A 16,526-nucleotide genomic window follows, 5' to 3' on the forward strand; every position below is an offset into this window, starting at 1 on the left:
TAAACAACTTTTCCCTAACGTCCCTGGCTGGCGGATCGCGACTCCTGAGCCGCCCTATTGCGTCGGTTTGGGAGAGAGAGATGACTGGTGCAATCAAATACCTGCCGGCCAGGACGTTCGTTGCTGTCGCATTTGCCGTTTTCGGCTTTGTAGGACTGATCGCCTGGGGAGAATATTCCAGCTGGAAATCCCAGGTCGCCGGCATCGAGGCGGGCCTGGCCCAGACAGCCAAGGCGCTGGTGCAACATGCCGACGATACGGTCGACATGGCGAGGTTTCCGCTGGCGGCCCTGATCACCCGGATCGAGCAGGAACGCGACGTGGCGGACCTGCCGGCAAAGATCACCCAGGTGATGAAGCGCCAGGTCGATACCACCCCTTGGCTCGACGCCCTCGCCGTCTTCGATGCCGATGGCAGAATGGTCGCGACATCGTCGTCGATCGACGCCAGCGGCATGAATTTTTCGGATAGGGAGTATTTTGTATTCCACCAAGCCTCCGACATGCGGGAACCCGTGTTGGGCAGGCCGTTGAAGAACAAGTTGAACGGTCAGTGGATATTGCCGGTCACGCAGAGGATCAGCAACCCGGACGGAAGTTTCGGCGGCGTTGCGCTGGCGGCATTCATCCTCACAGAATTGACCAACTTCTTTCAGGGTTTCAGCCTGGGCAGCGAGGGTTCGTTCCTGTTGGTTCGCCGCGACGGCGTCGTGCTGGCGCGTGCGCCATTCCTCCAGACGCTGCTGGGATCGAGCATCTCGTCCTACGATCTGTTCACGGACCATCTCCGTCAGCGGCATTCCGGCTCCTATCACTACATCTCCCCGATTGATGGCCTGCAACGCATAGGCGGCTTTTATCAGAGCGAGCGCAGCGGCCTGGTCGGACTTGCTGCCGTATCCCAGTCCGAAGCGCTGGCGACCTGGATGAAGGGCGCGCGGATACGATGGGTCGCCTGCCTTATCCTGGTGGCGATCACCGGCTTCCTGGTTTGGCGCTGGCGGCGGCAGGTAATGTTGCGGCGGGCGAGCGAAGCGCTGCTGGTGGCGCGCGAAGCGGAATTCCGCCTGCTGGCGGAAGGTTCAGCCGACCTGATCCAGCGCTTCAATGGCCATGGGATCAGGGAATACCTGTCGCCGTCCGTTAGGGAGATATTCGGTGTCGACGCCGAGACGATGCTTGGCACACATATCCTCGAGAACCTGCATGAAGATGACCACGACGCCGTCAACCAGGTCATGATCCGGCTGCGGGAAGGGTCGCCCCGGGAAAACATGATCGTCCGACGCAAGCGGGCCGACGGCAAGCAGATCTGGCTCGAAACTACGTTGAACAGGCTGCCGGGCGGCACCGGCGGCGATGATATCCGCATCGTGGCCGTCACACGCGACGTCACGCGCCAGAAGAACCTCCAGGAAGAGCTGGACGCGCTCGCCAACACCGACGAACTTACCCAACTCGCCAATCGCCGCTCGTTCAACATTCATTTCGAGGACATGGTGCTGCAGGCCGCCCAGCAGCGCACGCCGCTCTCCATTCTGATGATCGACGCGGACCGCTTCAAATTCTTCAACGATACCTATGGCCACGCCGCCGGCGACGACTGTCTGCGTGCGGTTGCGAATGTCGTGCGCGGCTCGATCCGCCGGTCGAAGGATCTCGCCGCCCGTCATGGCGGCGAGGAATTCGCCGTCCTCCTGCCGGATACGAATGGTGCCGGTGCGTTGAAGGCGGCGGAAAACATCCGCCAGCGCGTCGCCGGGCTTCATTTGCCGCATGAGAAGAACCTTCCCTGGGGTCACGTGACGATCAGCATCGGTACCGCGACCTTCTATCCCGCAGCGGGCGCCAAGCTGACGACTGCGGAACTGTTCGAGCGCGCCGACCATGCGCTTTACCGGGCGAAGAACAACGGCCGCAATCAGGTCGCGGCTGGCGGGGACGAGGCGATGAGGCCAACCCTCCGGTCGGAAATCAAGTCCGTCTGACCGCATGCCCGCGGTCACGGCACCGTTATATCCTTGATAAATGCCAGATTTCGCCCTTGACGCCGGCCCGCAGGGGAATACTAAGAAACATCCCCCGCCGACGGCCGTTTGACCGCCGAACATCCATCCCCAGCGTGTTCGCCGCGCGGCGTTCCGAGGTGAATCCATGACCAATCCAAGCTCCAACCGGGCGCTCGTCATTGCGGCCGTCATGGCAAGCATGGCGATGATCGCAATCGAGGCGACCATCGTTTCGACGGCCATGCCGCAGATCGCCGCCCAGCTCGGACAGCTGAACCTCTATAGCTGGGTGTTCTCGTCCTTCCTGTTGGCGCAGACGGCTATGACCGTGGTGTTCGGCAAGCTCTCCGATATCTATGGCCGCAAGCCGATCATCCTGTTCGGCACGGCGGTCTTCCTGATCGCCTCGGTGCTCGCAGGTTTCGCCTGGTCGATGCCGTCGATGATCGCCTTCCGGCTGTTGCAGGGCATCGGTGCCGGTGCGATCCAGCCGGTCATCATGACCGTCGTCGGTGATCTGTATCCGGGGGCGGAACGTGGCAAGGTCCAGGGATATCTCGCCAGCGTCTGGGCGCTTTCTGCTGTCGTCGGACCGCTGCTTGGCAGCATCATCGTCCACAGCCTGCCCTGGGCCTGGGTGTTCTGGATCAACGTGCCGATCGGCATCATGTCGGCGGTCGGCTTCATCGTGTACCTGCACGAAGAAAAACAGACCCGGACGGCATCGATCGACTTTCTGGGAGCGGGCCTCTTCGCGGTTGCCATTTCGGCGCTGATGATCGCACTCACCGAAACCGAAGGTGGCAGCGGCTATCTGTTCGTTTCGCTGGCGATCTTCCTCGTCAGCTTCGTGCTGTTCATCTGGCAGGAACGGCGCGCATCGGCCCCGATGGTTTCCCTGGAACTCTGGCTGAAGCGGCCGATCGCTTTTGCCAATACGGCGGTCTTTCTCTCCAGCATGGCGATCATGGGGCTGACGACCTTCCTGCCCATGTACGTGCAGACGGTGCTCAACCGATCTCCGCTGGTGGCCGGTTTCACGCTGACGATGCTGCTGGTCGGCTGGCCGAGCGGCGGAACCTTCGCCTCGCGGATGTTCCCGCGCTTCGGGCTGCGGCCGCTGATGATCGCCGGCAGCGTCTTCGTTCCGGTCGGGGCGTTTCTCCTGGTTCTGCTGACGCCGGAAAGCTCGCCCGTCCAGGCAGGCACCGGCTCGCTCCTGATGGGCTTCGGCATGGGCCTGCTCAATATCTCCGGCTTGGTGATCATCCAGGACAATGTCGGCTGGTCGGAACGCGGCAGCGCGACGGCCTCCAACGTCTTTTCCCGCAATCTCGGCAGCACGCTCGGCGCAGCACTTCTCGGCGCCGTCCTGACCTACGGGCTTGCCAATTCCGTCGCGGGGCCGATCACGTCCGATCAGTTGCGCGATCTGCTGCAGGGCGTCGGCGGCGGACTTGCGGCGGATTCGCCCATCCGGTCTGCGCTCCAGCACGCGCTGCACATGACCTTCATCGCGATGTTCCTGATCACCGCCCTCATCATCGTCGCCTGCCTCTGCGTGCCCGGTGTGACGAAGCGCACCGAGGCAGTGCAGGAAAGCTGAGGTTTCGAGACGCGGCTATCGCCGGACGGGCGGCGATAGCGGAATTGCATCCCCTAAGCCTCAGTTGCCGATGCCAGCCTGCGCGACCAGTACCGGCTTGTCGCGGTAATCGCTCGGGAACAGCTTCTTGAGGTTCTCGATCTTCGGCAGGTCGTTATAGACGATATAGGGATAGGTCGGGTTCTGGGTCAGGAAATCCTGATGGTAGGCTTCCGCTGGATAGAAGGCCTTGCCGGGCTCGATGGTCGTGGCAATCGGCGCGTGGAAGACCTTGGCCTTGTCGAGCTGGCCGATATAGGCCTTGGCGACGTGGGCTTGTTCCTCGCTCGTCGGGAAGATGGTCGAGCGGTACTGGGTGCCGGTATCCGGACCCTGGCGGTTGAGCTGGGTCGGGTCATGGGCGACCGAGAAATAGATCTGCAGCAGATGCCCGTAGGTGACCTTCTTCGGATCGAATGTCACGCGAACCGCTTCCGCATGGCCGGTCTTGCCGTAACCGACCGTCTCGTAGACGGCGGTCTCCTTGGCGCCGCCGGCATAACCGGAAACGGCGTTTTTGACGCCCTCGACATGCTGGAACACGCCCTGGACGCCCCAGAAACAGCCGCCGGCGAAGACGGCGGTTTCGGTCGCAGCCGTGCTCGCTGCCTGGTCAATCGCGGGGGCGGGGATGGCAATTCCCTCCTCGGCCGTGGCGCTGGTGGTCGCGCCAAACGTCAGGCCAGCCAGAACCAGCGCCGTGCCGGCAAAGGCGGTGAGGGTATAGGGTGTTTTCGCTCTGTTTTTCATGGCGGTCTCCTCAACCGAAGTGAATGAAGGATAGGGCGGCGGATCAGGCCGATACCGGACGGAACTTCAAGGCTGCGCCGTTCATGCAGTAGCGCAGGCCGGTCGGCTTCGGTCCGTCGTCGAAGACATGGCCGAGATGGCCGCCGCAGCGGGCGCAATGAACGGCGACGCGGACCATACCGAGCGTCGTGTCGCGCACCGTGCCGACGGCATTGTCGAGCGGCGCCCAGAAGCTCGGCCAGCCGGTGCCGCTTTCGAATTTCGTTTCCGACGAGAAAAGCGCCTGGTCACAGCCGACGCAGGCGAACGTGCCTTTGCGATGCTCATTGAGGAGCGCGCTGCTGCCGGGATATTCGGTACCTTCCTTGCGCAGGATATTGTACTGCTCCGGCGTCAGCAGCTTGCGCCATTCGTCTTCGGTATGGCTGACGGGGAAAGTGCCGGCGGTCGCGAGCGCCGGGCGGATGCCCACGGCCAGAGGGACTACGGCGAGCGTCAGGGCGCCGCCGGCCAGGAATATGCGTCTGTTCATCATGGTGGAGCCTCCCGGATCCATAATCTGCTCTGCATGATTACGGAAGAGGCGCGTGATCGGTTACACACATCGACGCGAAACACCGAAATGTGATCTCACGTCGAAGCCGGGTTCCCGACCCGGAGGCCGGGAACCTTCATGGATACGGCATCACCGCGCCGGCCATTTCCAGTTCTGGATTTCCGGCATGTCCTCGCCATGTTCGCGGACATAACGGGTATGTTCGTCAAGCTTGCCCTTCAGCATGTCGATCACGCCGGCCGCCTTTTCCTTCAGTCCGGGAACGCGCTCGATCGCCTCGATGGCGAGGTGGAACCGGTCGAGTTCGTTCAGCACCGTCATGTCGAAGGGCGTCGTCGTCGTGCCCTCCTCGATGAAGCCGCGCACATGGATGTTCTGGTGGTTGGTGCGTTTGTAGGTCAGCCGGTGGATGAGGTAGGGATAGCCGTGATAGGCGAAGATCACTGGCCGGTCGGTGGTGAACAGCCGGTCGAATTCCTCGTCGGGCAGGCCGTGCGGATGCTGGTCCTGAGACTGCAGGGCAAGCAGGTCGACGACGTTGACGACGCGGATCCTCAGGTCGGGGATCGCCTCGCGCAGCAGGGAAACCGCGGCAAGCGTCTCCAGGGTCGGCACGTCGCCGGCGCAGGCCATCACCACGTCCGGCTCGAGCGTGCCGCTCTCGTTGCTTGCCCACTCCCAGATCCCGATACCGGCCTCGCAATGCCGGGTCGCCTCGTCCATCGTCAGCCATTGCGGCTCGGGCTGTTTGCCGGCGACGATGACGTTGACACGGTCCCAGGTCTTCAGGCAGTGGTCGCCGATCCAGAGCAACGTATTGGCATCCGGCGGCAGGTAGATGCGCACGATATCCGCCTTCTTGTTGGCGACGAGGTCCACGAAGCCGGGGTCCTGGTGGGAGAAGCCGTTATGATCCTGCCGCCAGACATGTGAGGTCAGCAGGTAGTTGAGCGAGGAAACGGGCTTGCGCCACGCCAGCTCGCGCGACACTTTCAGCCACTTGGCGTGCTGGTTGAACATCGAATCGACGATGTGGATGAAGGCTTCGTAGCATGAGAAGAAACCGTGGCGGCCGGTGAGCAGATAACCTTCCAGCCAGCCCTGGCAGAGATGCTCGGAAAGCACCTCCATCACCCGGCCGTCGCGCGACAGGTGCACGTCATAGGACTCGATCCGCTCCATCCAGACACGGCCGGTGACCTCGAAGACCTTGCCCAGCCGGTTCGATTCCGTTTCGTCAGGGCCGAAGATCCTGAAGTTGGAATTCATGTCGTTGAGCTTCAGCACGTCGCGCAGGTATCTGCCGAGTATCTCCGTCGTCTGGACCATTTCGCTCCCCGGCGCCGTCACCGGCACCGCATAGTCGCGGATGTCGGGCACGGCGAGTTCCTTGCGCAGGAGGCCGCCATTGGCATGCGGATTGGCCCCCATGCGGCGTTCGCCTCCGGGCGAAAGTGCGCGCAACTCCTCCTTCAGCCGGCCGTTGCCGTCGAAGAGGTCTTCCGGATCGTAGCTCCGCATCCAGTCCTCGAGGATCTTGCGGTGGGCGTCGTTCTCGCGGCAGCCGGAGACCGGCACCTGGTGGGCACGCCAGAAGTCCTCAACCTTCTTGCCGTCGACTTCCTTCGGCCCTGTCCAGCCTTTGGGGCTGCGCAGCACGATCATCGGCCAGCGCGGGCAGGCTTCAGGCGCCTTGCCGGCGCGGGCGTCCGTCTGGATCGCGCGGATACGGTCGAAGACCTTGTCCAGGGTGGCGGCCATCTGCCGGTGCATCTTGTCCGGTTCGTGACCTTCCACGAAGAACGGCTCATATCCATAACCGCGGAAAAGATGGTCGATATCCTCGTCGGCCATGCGGCCAAGCAAAGTCGGGTTGGCGATCTTGTAGCCGTTGAGATGCAGGATCGGCAGCACGGCGCCGTCGCGGGCGGGGTTCAGGAACTTGTTCGAATGCCAGCTGGCGGCGAGCGGCCCGGTCTCTGCCTCGCCGTCGCCGACGACGCAGGCGACCACCAGGTCCGGATTGTCGAAGGCCGCACCATAGGCATGCACCAGCGCATAGCCGAGTTCGCCGCCTTCATGGATGGAGCCCGGCGTTTCCGGCGCCGCATGGCTCGGAATGCCGCCTGGGAACGAGAACTGCCGGAACAGTTTTCGCATACCGGCAGCATCCTCGCCGATCTCGGGATAAATCTCGCTATAGGTGCCTTCGAGATAGGTGCTGGCGACCATGCCCGGCCCGCCATGGCCCGGCCCGCAGACATAGATCATGCTGAGATCGCGGTTGCGGATGATCCGGTTGAGATGCGCGTAGATGAAGTTGAGCCCGGGCGTGGTGCCCCAATGGCCAAGCAATCGGGGCTTGATATGCTCCGGCTTCAGCGGCTCCCTCAAGAGCGGGTTGTCGAGCAGATAGATCTGCCCGACGGAGAGATAGTTCGCCGCCCGCCAGTAGCGGTCGATCAGCGCCAGTTCCGCTGCCGTCGTCTCATGGTTTTCCGGCTCGATGGTCTTGAGTTGCATCTCATTCTCCTTCGATAGGTCGACCACATCTACCGCGGGCTTCCGCCCGGGCTCATGACATGGATCAAGGCTGCGCATTGAGGATGGCGAGGCATTCCTCCGCGATCATCCGCTCCTCGTCGGTCGGAATGACATAAACTGCGATGCGGGCTGCGGGCGTGCTGATCTTCAGGGCGTTGCTGTCGTTGGTCGCCGTATCCAGTTCGACGCCGAGCCAGCGCAGGCGGTCGGCGATGCGCTTCCTTACCTCCGGCTGGTTCTCGCCTATGCCGGCGGTGAAGACCAGCGCATCGAGACCGCCGAGCGTCGAGGCAAGTCTCCCGACCTCGCCGGCGATCCGGAGCGCGAAGAGGTCGATCGCCTCCTGGGCCTGGCCGCCGCCGTCCCCGATCAGTTCGCGGGTATCGCCGCTGAGGCCCGAGACGCCGAGGAGGCCGGATTTGTGGTAGAGCATGTCCTCCACCTCCTCGAGCGATTTTCCGAGGGGACCCAGGAAATGCAAGAGCACGCCGGGATCGAGCCAGCCCGGCCTCGTCGCCATCGGAATGCCGTCGAGCGTCGAGAACCCCATGCTGGAATCGCGGCTCTCTCCGTTCTCGATGGCGCAGAGGCTGGCGCCGCTGCCGAGATGGGCGATGACGACTTTGCCGTCGGCGATATCAGGCGCGGTCCTGGCAAGTGCGCCGGCCACGTATCGGTAGGAAAGCCCATGGAAGCCGTAGCGTTTGATACCTTGGTCGTGATAGGCGCGGGGAATGGCGAGACGCCGTACGAGATCCGCCTGCGTGGCATGGAAGGTGGTGTCGAAGGAGCCTGTCTGGAAAAGCGCCGGCCGCAGGTGCCTGACGGCCCTGATCATCCGCAGCGCCTGCGGTTGGTGAAGCGGCGCCAGTTCCGTCAACGACTGGACCTTGGCAATCGTCTCGGCCGTCAGGTCCACCGGGCCGTCGAAGACGTCGCCGCCATGGACGATCCGATGGCCGGCGGACGTGACGGCGTTCAGGTCGAAGTGCTTGCCGAGTTCCCGGAACACCTCGTCCATCAACTCGGCCAGATCGTCGCCAGCCTCGCCCTTCAGCGGCAGCTCGAACTGCTCCGGACCTTCCTTCAGATGCAGCGTCAGCGGATAGGTTGCGAAATCGACGACTGCCTTGCCGATCCGTTCCGGCCTGTCGTCGACCACCTCAAAGATGCCGATCTTCACCGTCGAAGAGCCGGCGTTGAACGTCAGGAGAAGGTTGTCCGTCATGGAGGCATCCTTGCTTCAAGTCGTTTCGCAGCAATGGGCATCGCAAGAGCGGCCGACGCCTTGGCCGGGACTGCGCGGCTTGTCAGTATGATAGGAACCCCGGCGCCGAGGACCAGTCCCGCAGCGTCGGTACGGGCGAAATAAATGAGCGTCCGCAGTGAAATCGCTTGGCGGATGATGGCCTCGCAACGGCCGTGATGTCTGAGCATGATATCCACGGGATCGACCTGTTCCTCTCGCAGGGTGCGCATGAGGGGGCGCCTGCGATCTGTGTCGCCCGGAACGGCGTCGCTTTCCTTGACGCAGCTCAATGTGCCGACGCAGCGATCAGCGAACTGTCGAACCGGTGCCGTTCAATATAAGGTGCAGCAGATGATGACAGACGATCAGAGCGCGACGGTAGTCTTTCTGGCCAAGCCGGCATCCTATGGGCTCGCCGTCCCCGTCGAGCGCATGGAGACGCATATCTCTATGATTTTCCTCGTCGGCGATCGGGTCTACAAGCTGAAGAAGGCGCTGAAACTGCCTTATGTCGATTTCTCGACGGCCGCGATCCGAGAGGGCGCCTGCCGCAAGGAAGTCGCGCTGAACAGCGAGACCGCGCCCGGTCTCTATATCGGCCTGCGGCGGATCACCCGCTCGGACACCTGCACTTTGGAGTTCGACGGTGACGGACCGCTCGTTGATGCCGTCGTCGAGATGAGCCGGTTCGAACAGGGCCAGCTCTTCGACCAGATGGCGGCTGCGGGCCGGCTGACGCCGGAGCTGATGACGCAGACCGCTCGGATGATCGCATTTTACCACCGCCGGGCGCCGGTTGTCTCAAAGGGAGGCGGGGCGGCCAACATCGGGGCCGTTCTCGATATCAACGACGCCGGATTTGCCACCAGCCGTGTCTTCGGCCCGGCGGAGCTGGTCAAAGTTAGCGAGAGCTTTCGGTCCCGGCTCGTGCGGCACAGCGAACTTCTCGACCGGCGGGCGCTGGCGGGCAAGGTCCGTCGTTGCCACGGTGATCTTCATTTGCGCAATATCTGCCTGCTGGACGGCAAGCCATGCCTGTTCGATTGCATCGAATTCAATCTCGGGATCGCCACCGTCGATGTCCTCTACGACCTCGCCTTCCTGCTGATGGATCTCTGGCATCGCGGTTTTCCCGACCTCGCCAATCTGGTGGTGAACCGGTACTTGGATGAAGCCGATGACGAGGACGGGTTCTGCCTCCTGCCCTTCCTGATGGCGATCAGGGCGGCGGTCCGCGCGCATGTGACGGCGACGCAGGCGGAAGAACCTGGGCAGAATGTCGCCGGGCTGGCGCAGGAGGCAAGGTCCTATTTCGATCTCGCCCATGCTCTCCTGAGGGAGGTGCCGCCGCGCCTCATCGCGATCGGCGGCCTCAGCGGTTCCGGCAAGACGACGGTCGCGGATCATCTGGCAGCGAAGGTAGGCGCGCCTCCAGGCGCCAGGATCATCGAAAGCGACCGAATCCGTAAGGCGCTGCATGGTGTTCCTGCCGAGACGAGGCTCCCGGTTTCCGCCTATCAACCCGATGTATCGGAAAAGGTCTATTGCGAGATGGCAAGGCATGCGGAGCTGATCCTTGCCCAGGGTGGATCGGTCGTTGCCGATGCTGTCTTCGACGATCCCGTCAACCGGCGCCTCATCGAGGATGTGGCCACGAGGACCGGGGCAGGCTTCCGGGGCATCTGGCTCGAGGCCGATCGGGAACTGCTCTGGCAGCGGGTTCGGGAGCGGGCAGGCGGCCCGTCTGATGCCACCACGGACGTGCTTTCCGGCCAATTGGCCCGCAAACCCAGCGATATAACCTGGCGGAAACTCGATGCATCGAAAGCGCCCGAGGCGATCTCCGCCGCGATCCTGCAGGCTTGAGAACCCGACTGTTTTCATTGATCCGGCGCAGGCGAAGACAGATGGGCTCCGCCCCGCGCCCGTTGACGCGCGTCAATGTCGCTGGCGGTGACGACGCTAAAACTTGAGGTCTTGGGGCGCCGGCCCGACGTGACTTCACGGGCCTTGTGGCGGAGAGAGGATATGGAGACAGATTACGACGTGGGTGTCCTGGACGCGGCAGATGTCTACCGCGCTTTCGCGGTCGTCCAGCTTGTGATGTCAGGCCTGGATCTGCAGACCTGGGAACGGCTGACCGCATCGGCCTCGTTGCGTCGCGATTGGCTGGCCGTTACCGACGCGCAGGGATATGTCCGCGGCCTTTGCCACGTCTTTGCCCGCGAGCATCCGGTTTACGGACGCCAGCTCGAAATTCCGGTTTTTGCGTCCATTGGCCTCATCGATGACCAGAGTGTCGCGAAACGTCTTTTCGAATTCGCCAAACTGCGCGCAAAACTGGACGGGTGCGAAAAGGTCCATTTCTGGTCTTCCGCATCGAAGGATTGTTACAGCCTCGATACACTTCGGGAGGCAGGCCCCTGGGACGATGGATTGATCTATGATCTGGGCACCGACCGCGGCACCGTTCACTGACGGGGCTGGCGGTTAAGGGTGCAATAGGCACACCGGATCAGCCGAGGTCGGCCGCCGTCAGAGTATAGGTAGTGCCCCGACTAGGACGATAGGCCTTCATTGCCGCATCCTGGATACTGGACCGGGCGGCATCGAAAGCCCTCAGGTAATCGGCCTCGGACATGCCCGTCGCAGTGTTATGGGTGAGTGCCTTGGCTTCCACGAAAAACCTGACCTCGAACATGCCGTCATAGCCCAGGAAACGAACGACCTTGCGCGCTTCGTCGAAACTGCGGCTTCTGTTCGGAAATATCAGGGTCATGATGGTTTCAGTTCGAGATGGAAGGCATTTCTTTTGGAAACGGCATTCCGGGGTTTCTGATGATGCGTATTGCCGTGTCAGAACAGATCGCGAAGCAGGATGTAGAGAATGAATGCCATGGATATCCCCGGCACGGCCATGCGGAACAGGCTGCCATAGCCTGCCCGATGTAATTGCGGGCCTGTCTGGGAAGAAGGTTGGATTCGCCTGATGGAAGACATGTCGTCCTCCTCGTTGGGGCCAGGGCTCACGCCCTTGATCGCAGCGCCCGGTTCTGAATCTGCTACCTACGCTCAATATGGGTCGAACGCGGACAAATACAAGGGGAGGTCTCTCCGCTCCTCAAGAGTTGAGAGATCCGGCGCAGCCGCATTTCATGCGATCCGGCTGCCTGTTGTTGGGCGGGGTAGCGTTGTCGGCTACTTGTTCTTCAGAAGCCAGATTTTGCCGGCCATGGTGATGCCATGCGCGGATTCCTCCGCCGGAACGTCCTCGTTGAGGGTGCGCAGAAGGCCGTATTCCCGCAGTTCGTTCAAGGTCGTGGTGGTCAGGAACTTGATCTTCTGGGGCCGTTCCTTGAACCGGTCGTTCCGCGCATAGGTCACGACCGCATTCAGATGGGTCCATTTCTTGGCTTCCTGCGGAAACAGGTCACCATCCTTGGCGAGCTTCAGGCCCCTGATCTGGGTCGGCGTCAGCTCGACGGTCAGCGCGTGCGCCGCAGGCGTCGGGGTGGCGGTTGTTTTGGTGTTCTCGGTCGTGTTCAATGTACGGTCCTTGATCGGTACGGAGGTAGTCTTTGTGCATTCGCTGCGCAGGCGGAGGTCCCAGCCTGGCAGATTGCATGGGTTAAGAAGTCTTTCTCGCCTTGGCGGCGTCGCGAAACGACAGGAGCCTTTTGCTCTTTTCGTCCCAAAGCACGAGCTTGACGCATTGGATGCTCTGCCAAAGCGTTATGCGGCCGATGCCGGCGAGCTCGGGATGATCGCGCAGCACCTCGGGCAGCCGGTAATAGGGGATCCGGCTCGACAGGTGATGTACGTGGTGGATGCCGATATTGCCGGTCAGCCACCGCAGCGCCAGCGGCAGATCGTAGTGGGACGCGCCGTGAAGGGCGGCCTCCGGAAACTGCCATTCCTCGGTCTTCGACCAATGGGTTTCCTCGAACTGATGCTGGACGTAGAAGAGCCAGACGCCGGCGGCCCCTGCGATCAGCACGATCGGCAGATGGACCAGCAGGAAGGGCACGATACCGATCGCCCAAATCATCAGTGCCGCCAGAATGGCGACCGCGAGATTGGTCGCCATCGTCGAAATCCAGGGCAGGGAGCCCGACTTCATCATTCCGAACGGCAGGCGCTGCTTGAAGAGGAAGAGCCAGGCGGGTCCGATGCCGAACATCACCAGCGGGTGGCGATAAAGCCGGTAGGCAAGCCGGCGCGACCAGGGCAGGGCCTGATATTCGTCGATCGTCAGCGTGGTGATGTCGCCGACGCCGCGCTCATCGAGGTTGCCGGCCGAGGCGTGATGGGCGGCGTGCGCCCGGCGCCAGTAATCGTAGGGCGTCAGGGTCAGCACCCCGAGCACTCGTCCGGTCCAGTTGTCGAGGCGCCGGCGCGCGAAGAACGAGCCGTGGCCGCAGTCGTGCTGGATCATGAACAGCCGCAAAAGAAAGGCCGCGGCCGGAAGGACGAGGATCAGCCCGATCGGGTAGCCGAGGAATACGGAAACATAAGCTGCAGCCGAGAAGGCTGCAAACGGCAGTACCGTGACGAGCAGCTCGAAGGTGCTGCGTCCGAAACGGGGCTGCCGGTATTTCGAAAGAATCTTGAGCCAGGCGCCGATATCGTCTTCGGCAACGGGCGCAATCGCATGGGCTGTGGCGTTCATGGATATCGATCCACCTTTTTGGCCTCGGCATGCGGCGCGCCCGAAGCGGGATGTGCCTGCACGTCTTCAGGCACATGCCTCAAATATCAGCCCTGACGGGCCTTGCGTGCAGCGTAACGACGATCGCGCTCCGCCTTGCGGGCGGCTTCATCGGCGATGACCCGGGCAACCCGGTCGTTGGTTTCCGCTTGCCGAGCCTCAGCCTCGGCCTTTTCATCGGCTTCCGCAGCGGCGGCCAATGCGGCCGCTTCCTGGAGCTGGCGCTCGTTCTCGGCAGCCTTCTGGGCCTCGCGCTCGGCGCGGCGGGCTTCCCTCGCGGCCGCAATGGCTTCGCGCTCGGCGCGACGTTCCTGCACGGCAGGATCTGTCGGCTTAGGGGCGGTCGCAAACTTTGCCAAAAGCTCGCGCTTAGCATCCGCTGCGGTCTTGCGGCGCTCGGCAAAGCTGTTGTCGTTCGGGTGTCTCAATGTATCGTCCTTGTCAGATTTGAACTTGTTAGATTTGAAATCTTGTGGCCGAGGCCAATATCGCGCCTAACGGGAGGCCATGCAGATATTCGCGTCAGCCAGATGCCTCAACGGAAAAAGGCCAGACATACGCCTGGCCTTCACATATCTTTGCCGCCATGCCAGTACGTCCGTGGTCATGGGAGGCTAAAGTTTTAGGCAGCCTGGAGCTGGCCTGCGGACATCTTGCCCGACTTGCGGTCACGCTCGAGTTCAAAGCCAAGCTTCTGGCCTTCAACGATCGAGCTCATGCCAGCGCGTTCGACGGCAGAGATGTGAACGAAGACGTCGGCGCTGCCGTCGTCAGGCTGAATGAAGCCGAAGCCCTTGGTGGCATTGAACCATTTAACTGTGCCAGTGGCCATAACGAACCCTTTCATAGCAACATTAATAAACCGCCGGGCGACGCACGGCGGGTGTTTCGACTTTTGAGAGGGAAAGTTCGTCAAGAAGCGCAAAGCGCAGCAAAAACAAAGATCGGCAAACAAAGTATCGATGTCCTCTATCTACCGTATCGGGATTGAAGTGTCAACTTTTTGTTTTGAAATTCGCGAAATACGCAACCATGAGTAGCTTTTCTGGCGGGCGAACGAATATCAGCGGTACCCGCATCAAGGTCTCGCGGGTCGGCGGTCCGACAGCTTGAAGATCTAGGCGGAGGCCGGTATTTCTTCGGTCGTCACTTCGAAAGAAGACAGGATTGCCGGGCCGAAGGCGGTTGAAAGCGCCACGTCCGTGGCATCCCGCCCCGTCGCCATCAGGATGCGTCCGATGCGCGGTTTATTGTGGCGGGCGTCGACCGTATTCCAGCGACCGCCGAGATAGACCTGGAACCAGGCGCTGAAATCCATCGGATTGACATCCACCGGGACGCCGATATCGCCGAGATAGCCGGTGCAGTAACGCGCCGGGATGTTCATGCAGCGGCAAAGCGTGATGGCGAGATGCGCGAAATCGCGGCAGACGCCGGTGCGATCGGTAAATCCTCCGAAGGCTGTGCGAAGCGGATCGGCGTTCTGATAGTTGAAGGTGATGTGGTTGTGGGCGAAGTCGAGGATCGCCTGCACCCGCGGCCAGCCGAGAGGGGTCGAGGAGAATGTCTTCCAGGCGAAATCCGCCAGGCGGTCGGTGTCGCAGTAGCGGCTGCCGAGCAGGAAGACCAGCACGTCGTCCGGCAGGTCCTTGATCTCGTGCTGGAAGGCATTCTGCGGCACGGGATCGGGCATGCCGTCGTCGTAGATTTCGAATTCCGTCGAGATCGTCGTCAGCCCCGCCGGCGCGACGATCCTGCTGCAGGCGTTTCCGAAGCTGTCGAGATAGCTCCAGGCCTCGATCGGCCGGTCGAAGCTCAGTACCTGGTCGCTCAAAAGGTCCGCCCGACGCGAGGGATGGATATTGAGGACCAGCAGCATCGCCGTATCGTGCTGGCATTCATACCCTATGCGAAACCCTGCGCGTATCTTCATGGTCGTATCCCTATGGAAAAACTCTCGCCGGAATGGCAGTTCAGCGGCAACGCCCGAATAATCCGGGTGTTCCGGTCACCCATGCAGTTTCACGCTTTGGTCGTCGGTCGTCACGTTAACCTGCACGGACATGCTGTCGAAATCGGTCTCGTCGCCATCGTAACTTCCCGATAGCGGGACAGCCTGCCGCGGATCGCGCGCGACACCGACGCGGATCAGGTCACGGTTGCCGACGATGCCATTGGTGGGATCGAATTCTACCCAGCCGGCGCCGGGAAGATAGACCTGGCACCAGGCGTGGGTCGATCCGCCGCCGAGCGTTATCGATCCGTCGCGGTCGGGCACGTAGATATAGCCGGTGACGAAACGTGCCGCCAATCCGAGCGATCGCGCCGCCTCCATCATCAGCAGCGCGAAATCGCGGCAGGTGCCGCGGCGCAGTTGCAGGGTTTCGAGCGGTGGTTGCGTCCCGTGTTCCGAGCGCCGGGCGTAGATGAAACCCTCGTGGAGCGCAAAACACATGGTCATCAGCAGGTGGCCGGTTTCGGTGGGGTGGCCGACCTTGATGAATTGCCGTGCCCATTTGCCGACCCGGTCTTCTGGATCGGGATAGTGGCGCTGGATCGTCCGCTCCAGATCAAAGACTTCTTCGGGATCGTATGCGAAAGGGTAGGTGAGGGCCTCTTCGTCGATCTGGAAGTCCATCGCCGCCTGAGGTGTGTGGTCGAGACGGATGATCGTTTCGAACCGCAGTTCGGATGAGGGTTTGGATATGCCGACGAGCGCGACGCAATTGCCGAAGACATCGTGGATCCACCGGACATAGTCCGGTTTTGGAAAAACGTTGAGATGGGAACTCAGCAAAGTCTGGTCAAAACTGTCCCGCGGCCTGAACATCAGCCTGTGTTCGCCGAACTCTACCGGCCTCGTATACCGGTAGGAGGTGACATGCCGGACGGAAAATATCGTCATCCAATCACCGCAAAAGCATTGAGGACGGGATGCGCTGGCGCGGGGCGCGCCTTATCCAACCCTGCATGGATCACCGCTATAGCAGGCGCCATGCGGCGGCGACAGGAAAAACCGGCCGCAGCCGGTAAAATACGATAGCTCCGAACGCGGCATCGGAACG

General features: G+C 62.0%; 16 protein-coding genes. 4 read left to right on the forward strand and 12 right to left on the reverse strand.

The window, feature by feature from the left end; translation table 11 throughout:
- Positions 1 to 80 precede the first annotated feature (80 nt).
- The gene (locus tag C5J24_RS13470; RefSeq protein ID WP_105418495.1) at positions 81 to 1,988 is read left to right on the forward strand and encodes a diguanylate cyclase; all 1,908 of its coding nucleotides are present in this window, start codon (positions 81 to 83) and stop codon (positions 1,986 to 1,988) included.
- Between the two features lie 166 nt (positions 1,989 to 2,154).
- Complete coding sequence (locus C5J24_RS13475) at positions 2,155 to 3,615, forward strand: MDR family MFS transporter (protein ID WP_105418497.1); 1,461 nt, start codon at positions 2,155 to 2,157, stop codon at positions 3,613 to 3,615.
- 60 nt (positions 3,616 to 3,675) lie between these two features.
- Here the strand turns inward: C5J24_RS13475 and msrA are convergent, their stop codons facing one another.
- From msrA to C5J24_RS13495, 4 genes are all read right to left on the reverse strand, one after another.
- Positions 3,676 to 4,404, reverse strand: coding sequence for a peptide-methionine (S)-S-oxide reductase MsrA (msrA, locus tag C5J24_RS13480; RefSeq protein ID WP_105418499.1), 729 nt, complete (start codon positions 4,402 to 4,404; stop codon positions 3,676 to 3,678).
- 43 nt (positions 4,405 to 4,447) lie between these two features.
- Positions 4,448 to 4,939, reverse strand: coding sequence for a peptide-methionine (R)-S-oxide reductase MsrB (gene msrB / locus C5J24_RS13485; protein WP_105418501.1), 492 nt, complete (start codon positions 4,937 to 4,939; stop codon positions 4,448 to 4,450).
- A 150-nt stretch (positions 4,940 to 5,089) separates the two neighbouring features.
- Complete coding sequence (locus tag C5J24_RS13490) at positions 5,090 to 7,483, reverse strand: phosphoketolase (protein WP_105418503.1); 2,394 nt, start codon at positions 7,481 to 7,483, stop codon at positions 5,090 to 5,092.
- Between the two features lie 64 nt (positions 7,484 to 7,547).
- Positions 7,548 to 8,732, reverse strand: a complete 1,185-nt coding sequence (locus tag C5J24_RS13495) for an acetate/propionate family kinase (RefSeq protein WP_105418505.1) — start codon at positions 8,730 to 8,732, stop codon at positions 7,548 to 7,550.
- A gap of 372 nt (positions 8,733 to 9,104) precedes the next feature.
- On the opposite strand from C5J24_RS13495, the gene C5J24_RS13505 reads away from it, so the two are divergent.
- Together C5J24_RS13505 and C5J24_RS13510 are read left to right on the forward strand one after the other, a co-directional pair.
- Complete coding sequence (locus tag C5J24_RS13505) at positions 9,105 to 10,619, forward strand: bifunctional aminoglycoside phosphotransferase/ATP-binding protein (protein ID WP_105418507.1); 1,515 nt, start codon at positions 9,105 to 9,107, stop codon at positions 10,617 to 10,619.
- 162 nt (positions 10,620 to 10,781) lie between these two features.
- The gene (locus C5J24_RS13510; protein ID WP_105418509.1) at positions 10,782 to 11,231 is read left to right on the forward strand and encodes a hypothetical protein; all 450 of its coding nucleotides are present in this window, start codon (positions 10,782 to 10,784) and stop codon (positions 11,229 to 11,231) included.
- Positions 11,232 to 11,268: 37 nt separating this feature from the next.
- Here the strand turns inward: C5J24_RS13510 and C5J24_RS13515 are convergent, their stop codons facing one another.
- The 8 genes from C5J24_RS13515 to C5J24_RS13545 form a co-directional block, all read right to left on the reverse strand.
- A complete protein-coding gene (locus C5J24_RS13515; protein WP_105418511.1) occupies positions 11,269 to 11,532 on the reverse strand; it encodes a DUF1488 domain-containing protein in 264 nt (87 codons plus the stop codon).
- 77 nt (positions 11,533 to 11,609) lie between these two features.
- Complete coding sequence (locus C5J24_RS31850) at positions 11,610 to 11,753, reverse strand: hypothetical protein (protein ID WP_172723969.1); 144 nt, start codon at positions 11,751 to 11,753, stop codon at positions 11,610 to 11,612.
- Between the two features lie 198 nt (positions 11,754 to 11,951).
- Positions 11,952 to 12,242, reverse strand: coding sequence for a hypothetical protein (locus C5J24_RS13520; RefSeq protein ID WP_105402205.1), 291 nt, complete (start codon positions 12,240 to 12,242; stop codon positions 11,952 to 11,954).
- 139 nt (positions 12,243 to 12,381) lie between these two features.
- Positions 12,382 to 13,422 (reverse strand): fatty acid desaturase, encoded by a 1,041-nt coding sequence (locus C5J24_RS13525; protein ID WP_105402131.1) that lies wholly within the window; start codon positions 13,420 to 13,422, stop codon positions 12,382 to 12,384.
- An 86-nt stretch (positions 13,423 to 13,508) separates the two neighbouring features.
- Positions 13,509 to 13,889, reverse strand: coding sequence for a DUF6481 family protein (locus tag C5J24_RS13530; RefSeq protein WP_105402130.1), 381 nt, complete (start codon positions 13,887 to 13,889; stop codon positions 13,509 to 13,511).
- Between the two features lie 194 nt (positions 13,890 to 14,083).
- On the reverse strand, positions 14,084 to 14,293 hold the full coding sequence (locus C5J24_RS13535) for a cold-shock protein (RefSeq protein ID WP_037085395.1): 210 nt from the start codon (positions 14,291 to 14,293) through the stop codon (positions 14,084 to 14,086).
- A 285-nt stretch (positions 14,294 to 14,578) separates the two neighbouring features.
- On the reverse strand, positions 14,579 to 15,394 hold the full coding sequence (locus tag C5J24_RS13540) for a transglutaminase family protein (RefSeq protein WP_105402129.1): 816 nt from the start codon (positions 15,392 to 15,394) through the stop codon (positions 14,579 to 14,581).
- Positions 15,395 to 15,469: 75 nt separating this feature from the next.
- Positions 15,470 to 16,366: a transglutaminase family protein gene (locus C5J24_RS13545; RefSeq protein ID WP_105418513.1), complete on the reverse strand. Its 897-nt coding sequence runs from the start codon at positions 16,364 to 16,366 to the stop codon at positions 15,470 to 15,472.
- Positions 16,367 to 16,526: the final 160 nt, after the last annotated feature.

Origin of the sequence: Neorhizobium sp. T25_27 (assembly GCF_002968565.1) — a bacterium.
Lineage (GTDB): Bacteria > Pseudomonadota > Alphaproteobacteria > Rhizobiales > Rhizobiaceae > Neorhizobium > Neorhizobium tomejilense.

Coding starts and splice junctions, on each gene's coding strand:
- C5J24_RS13475 (WP_105418497.1), top strand. CDS start 2,155: ATGACCAATCCAAGCTCCAACCGGGCGCTCGTCATTGCGGCCGTCATG.
- msrB (WP_105418501.1), bottom strand. CDS start 4,939: ATGATGAACAGACGCATATTCCTGGCCGGCGGCGCCCTGACGCTCGCC.
- C5J24_RS13505 (WP_105418507.1), top strand. CDS start 9,105: ATGATGACAGACGATCAGAGCGCGACGGTAGTCTTTCTGGCCAAGCCG.
- C5J24_RS13515 (WP_105418511.1), bottom strand. CDS start 11,532: ATGACCCTGATATTTCCGAACAGAAGCCGCAGTTTCGACGAAGCGCGC.
- C5J24_RS13470 (WP_105418495.1), top strand. CDS start 81: ATGACTGGTGCAATCAAATACCTGCCGGCCAGGACGTTCGTTGCTGTC.
- C5J24_RS13495 (WP_105418505.1), bottom strand. CDS start 8,732: ATGACGGACAACCTTCTCCTGACGTTCAACGCCGGCTCTTCGACGGTG.
- C5J24_RS13490 (WP_105418503.1), bottom strand. CDS start 7,483: ATGCAACTCAAGACCATCGAGCCGGAAAACCATGAGACGACGGCAGCG.
- C5J24_RS13510 (WP_105418509.1), top strand. CDS start 10,782: ATGGAGACAGATTACGACGTGGGTGTCCTGGACGCGGCAGATGTCTAC.
- C5J24_RS13545 (WP_105418513.1), bottom strand. CDS start 16,366: ATGACGATATTTTCCGTCCGGCATGTCACCTCCTACCGGTATACGAGG.
- C5J24_RS13540 (WP_105402129.1), bottom strand. CDS start 15,394: ATGAAGATACGCGCAGGGTTTCGCATAGGGTATGAATGCCAGCACGAT.
- C5J24_RS31850 (WP_172723969.1), bottom strand. CDS start 11,753: ATGTCTTCCATCAGGCGAATCCAACCTTCTTCCCAGACAGGCCCGCAA.
- C5J24_RS13535 (WP_037085395.1), bottom strand. CDS start 14,293: ATGGCCACTGGCACAGTTAAATGGTTCAATGCCACCAAGGGCTTCGGC.
- C5J24_RS13525 (WP_105402131.1), bottom strand. CDS start 13,422: ATGAACGCCACAGCCCATGCGATTGCGCCCGTTGCCGAAGACGATATC.
- msrA (WP_105418499.1), bottom strand. CDS start 4,404: ATGAAAAACAGAGCGAAAACACCCTATACCCTCACCGCCTTTGCCGGC.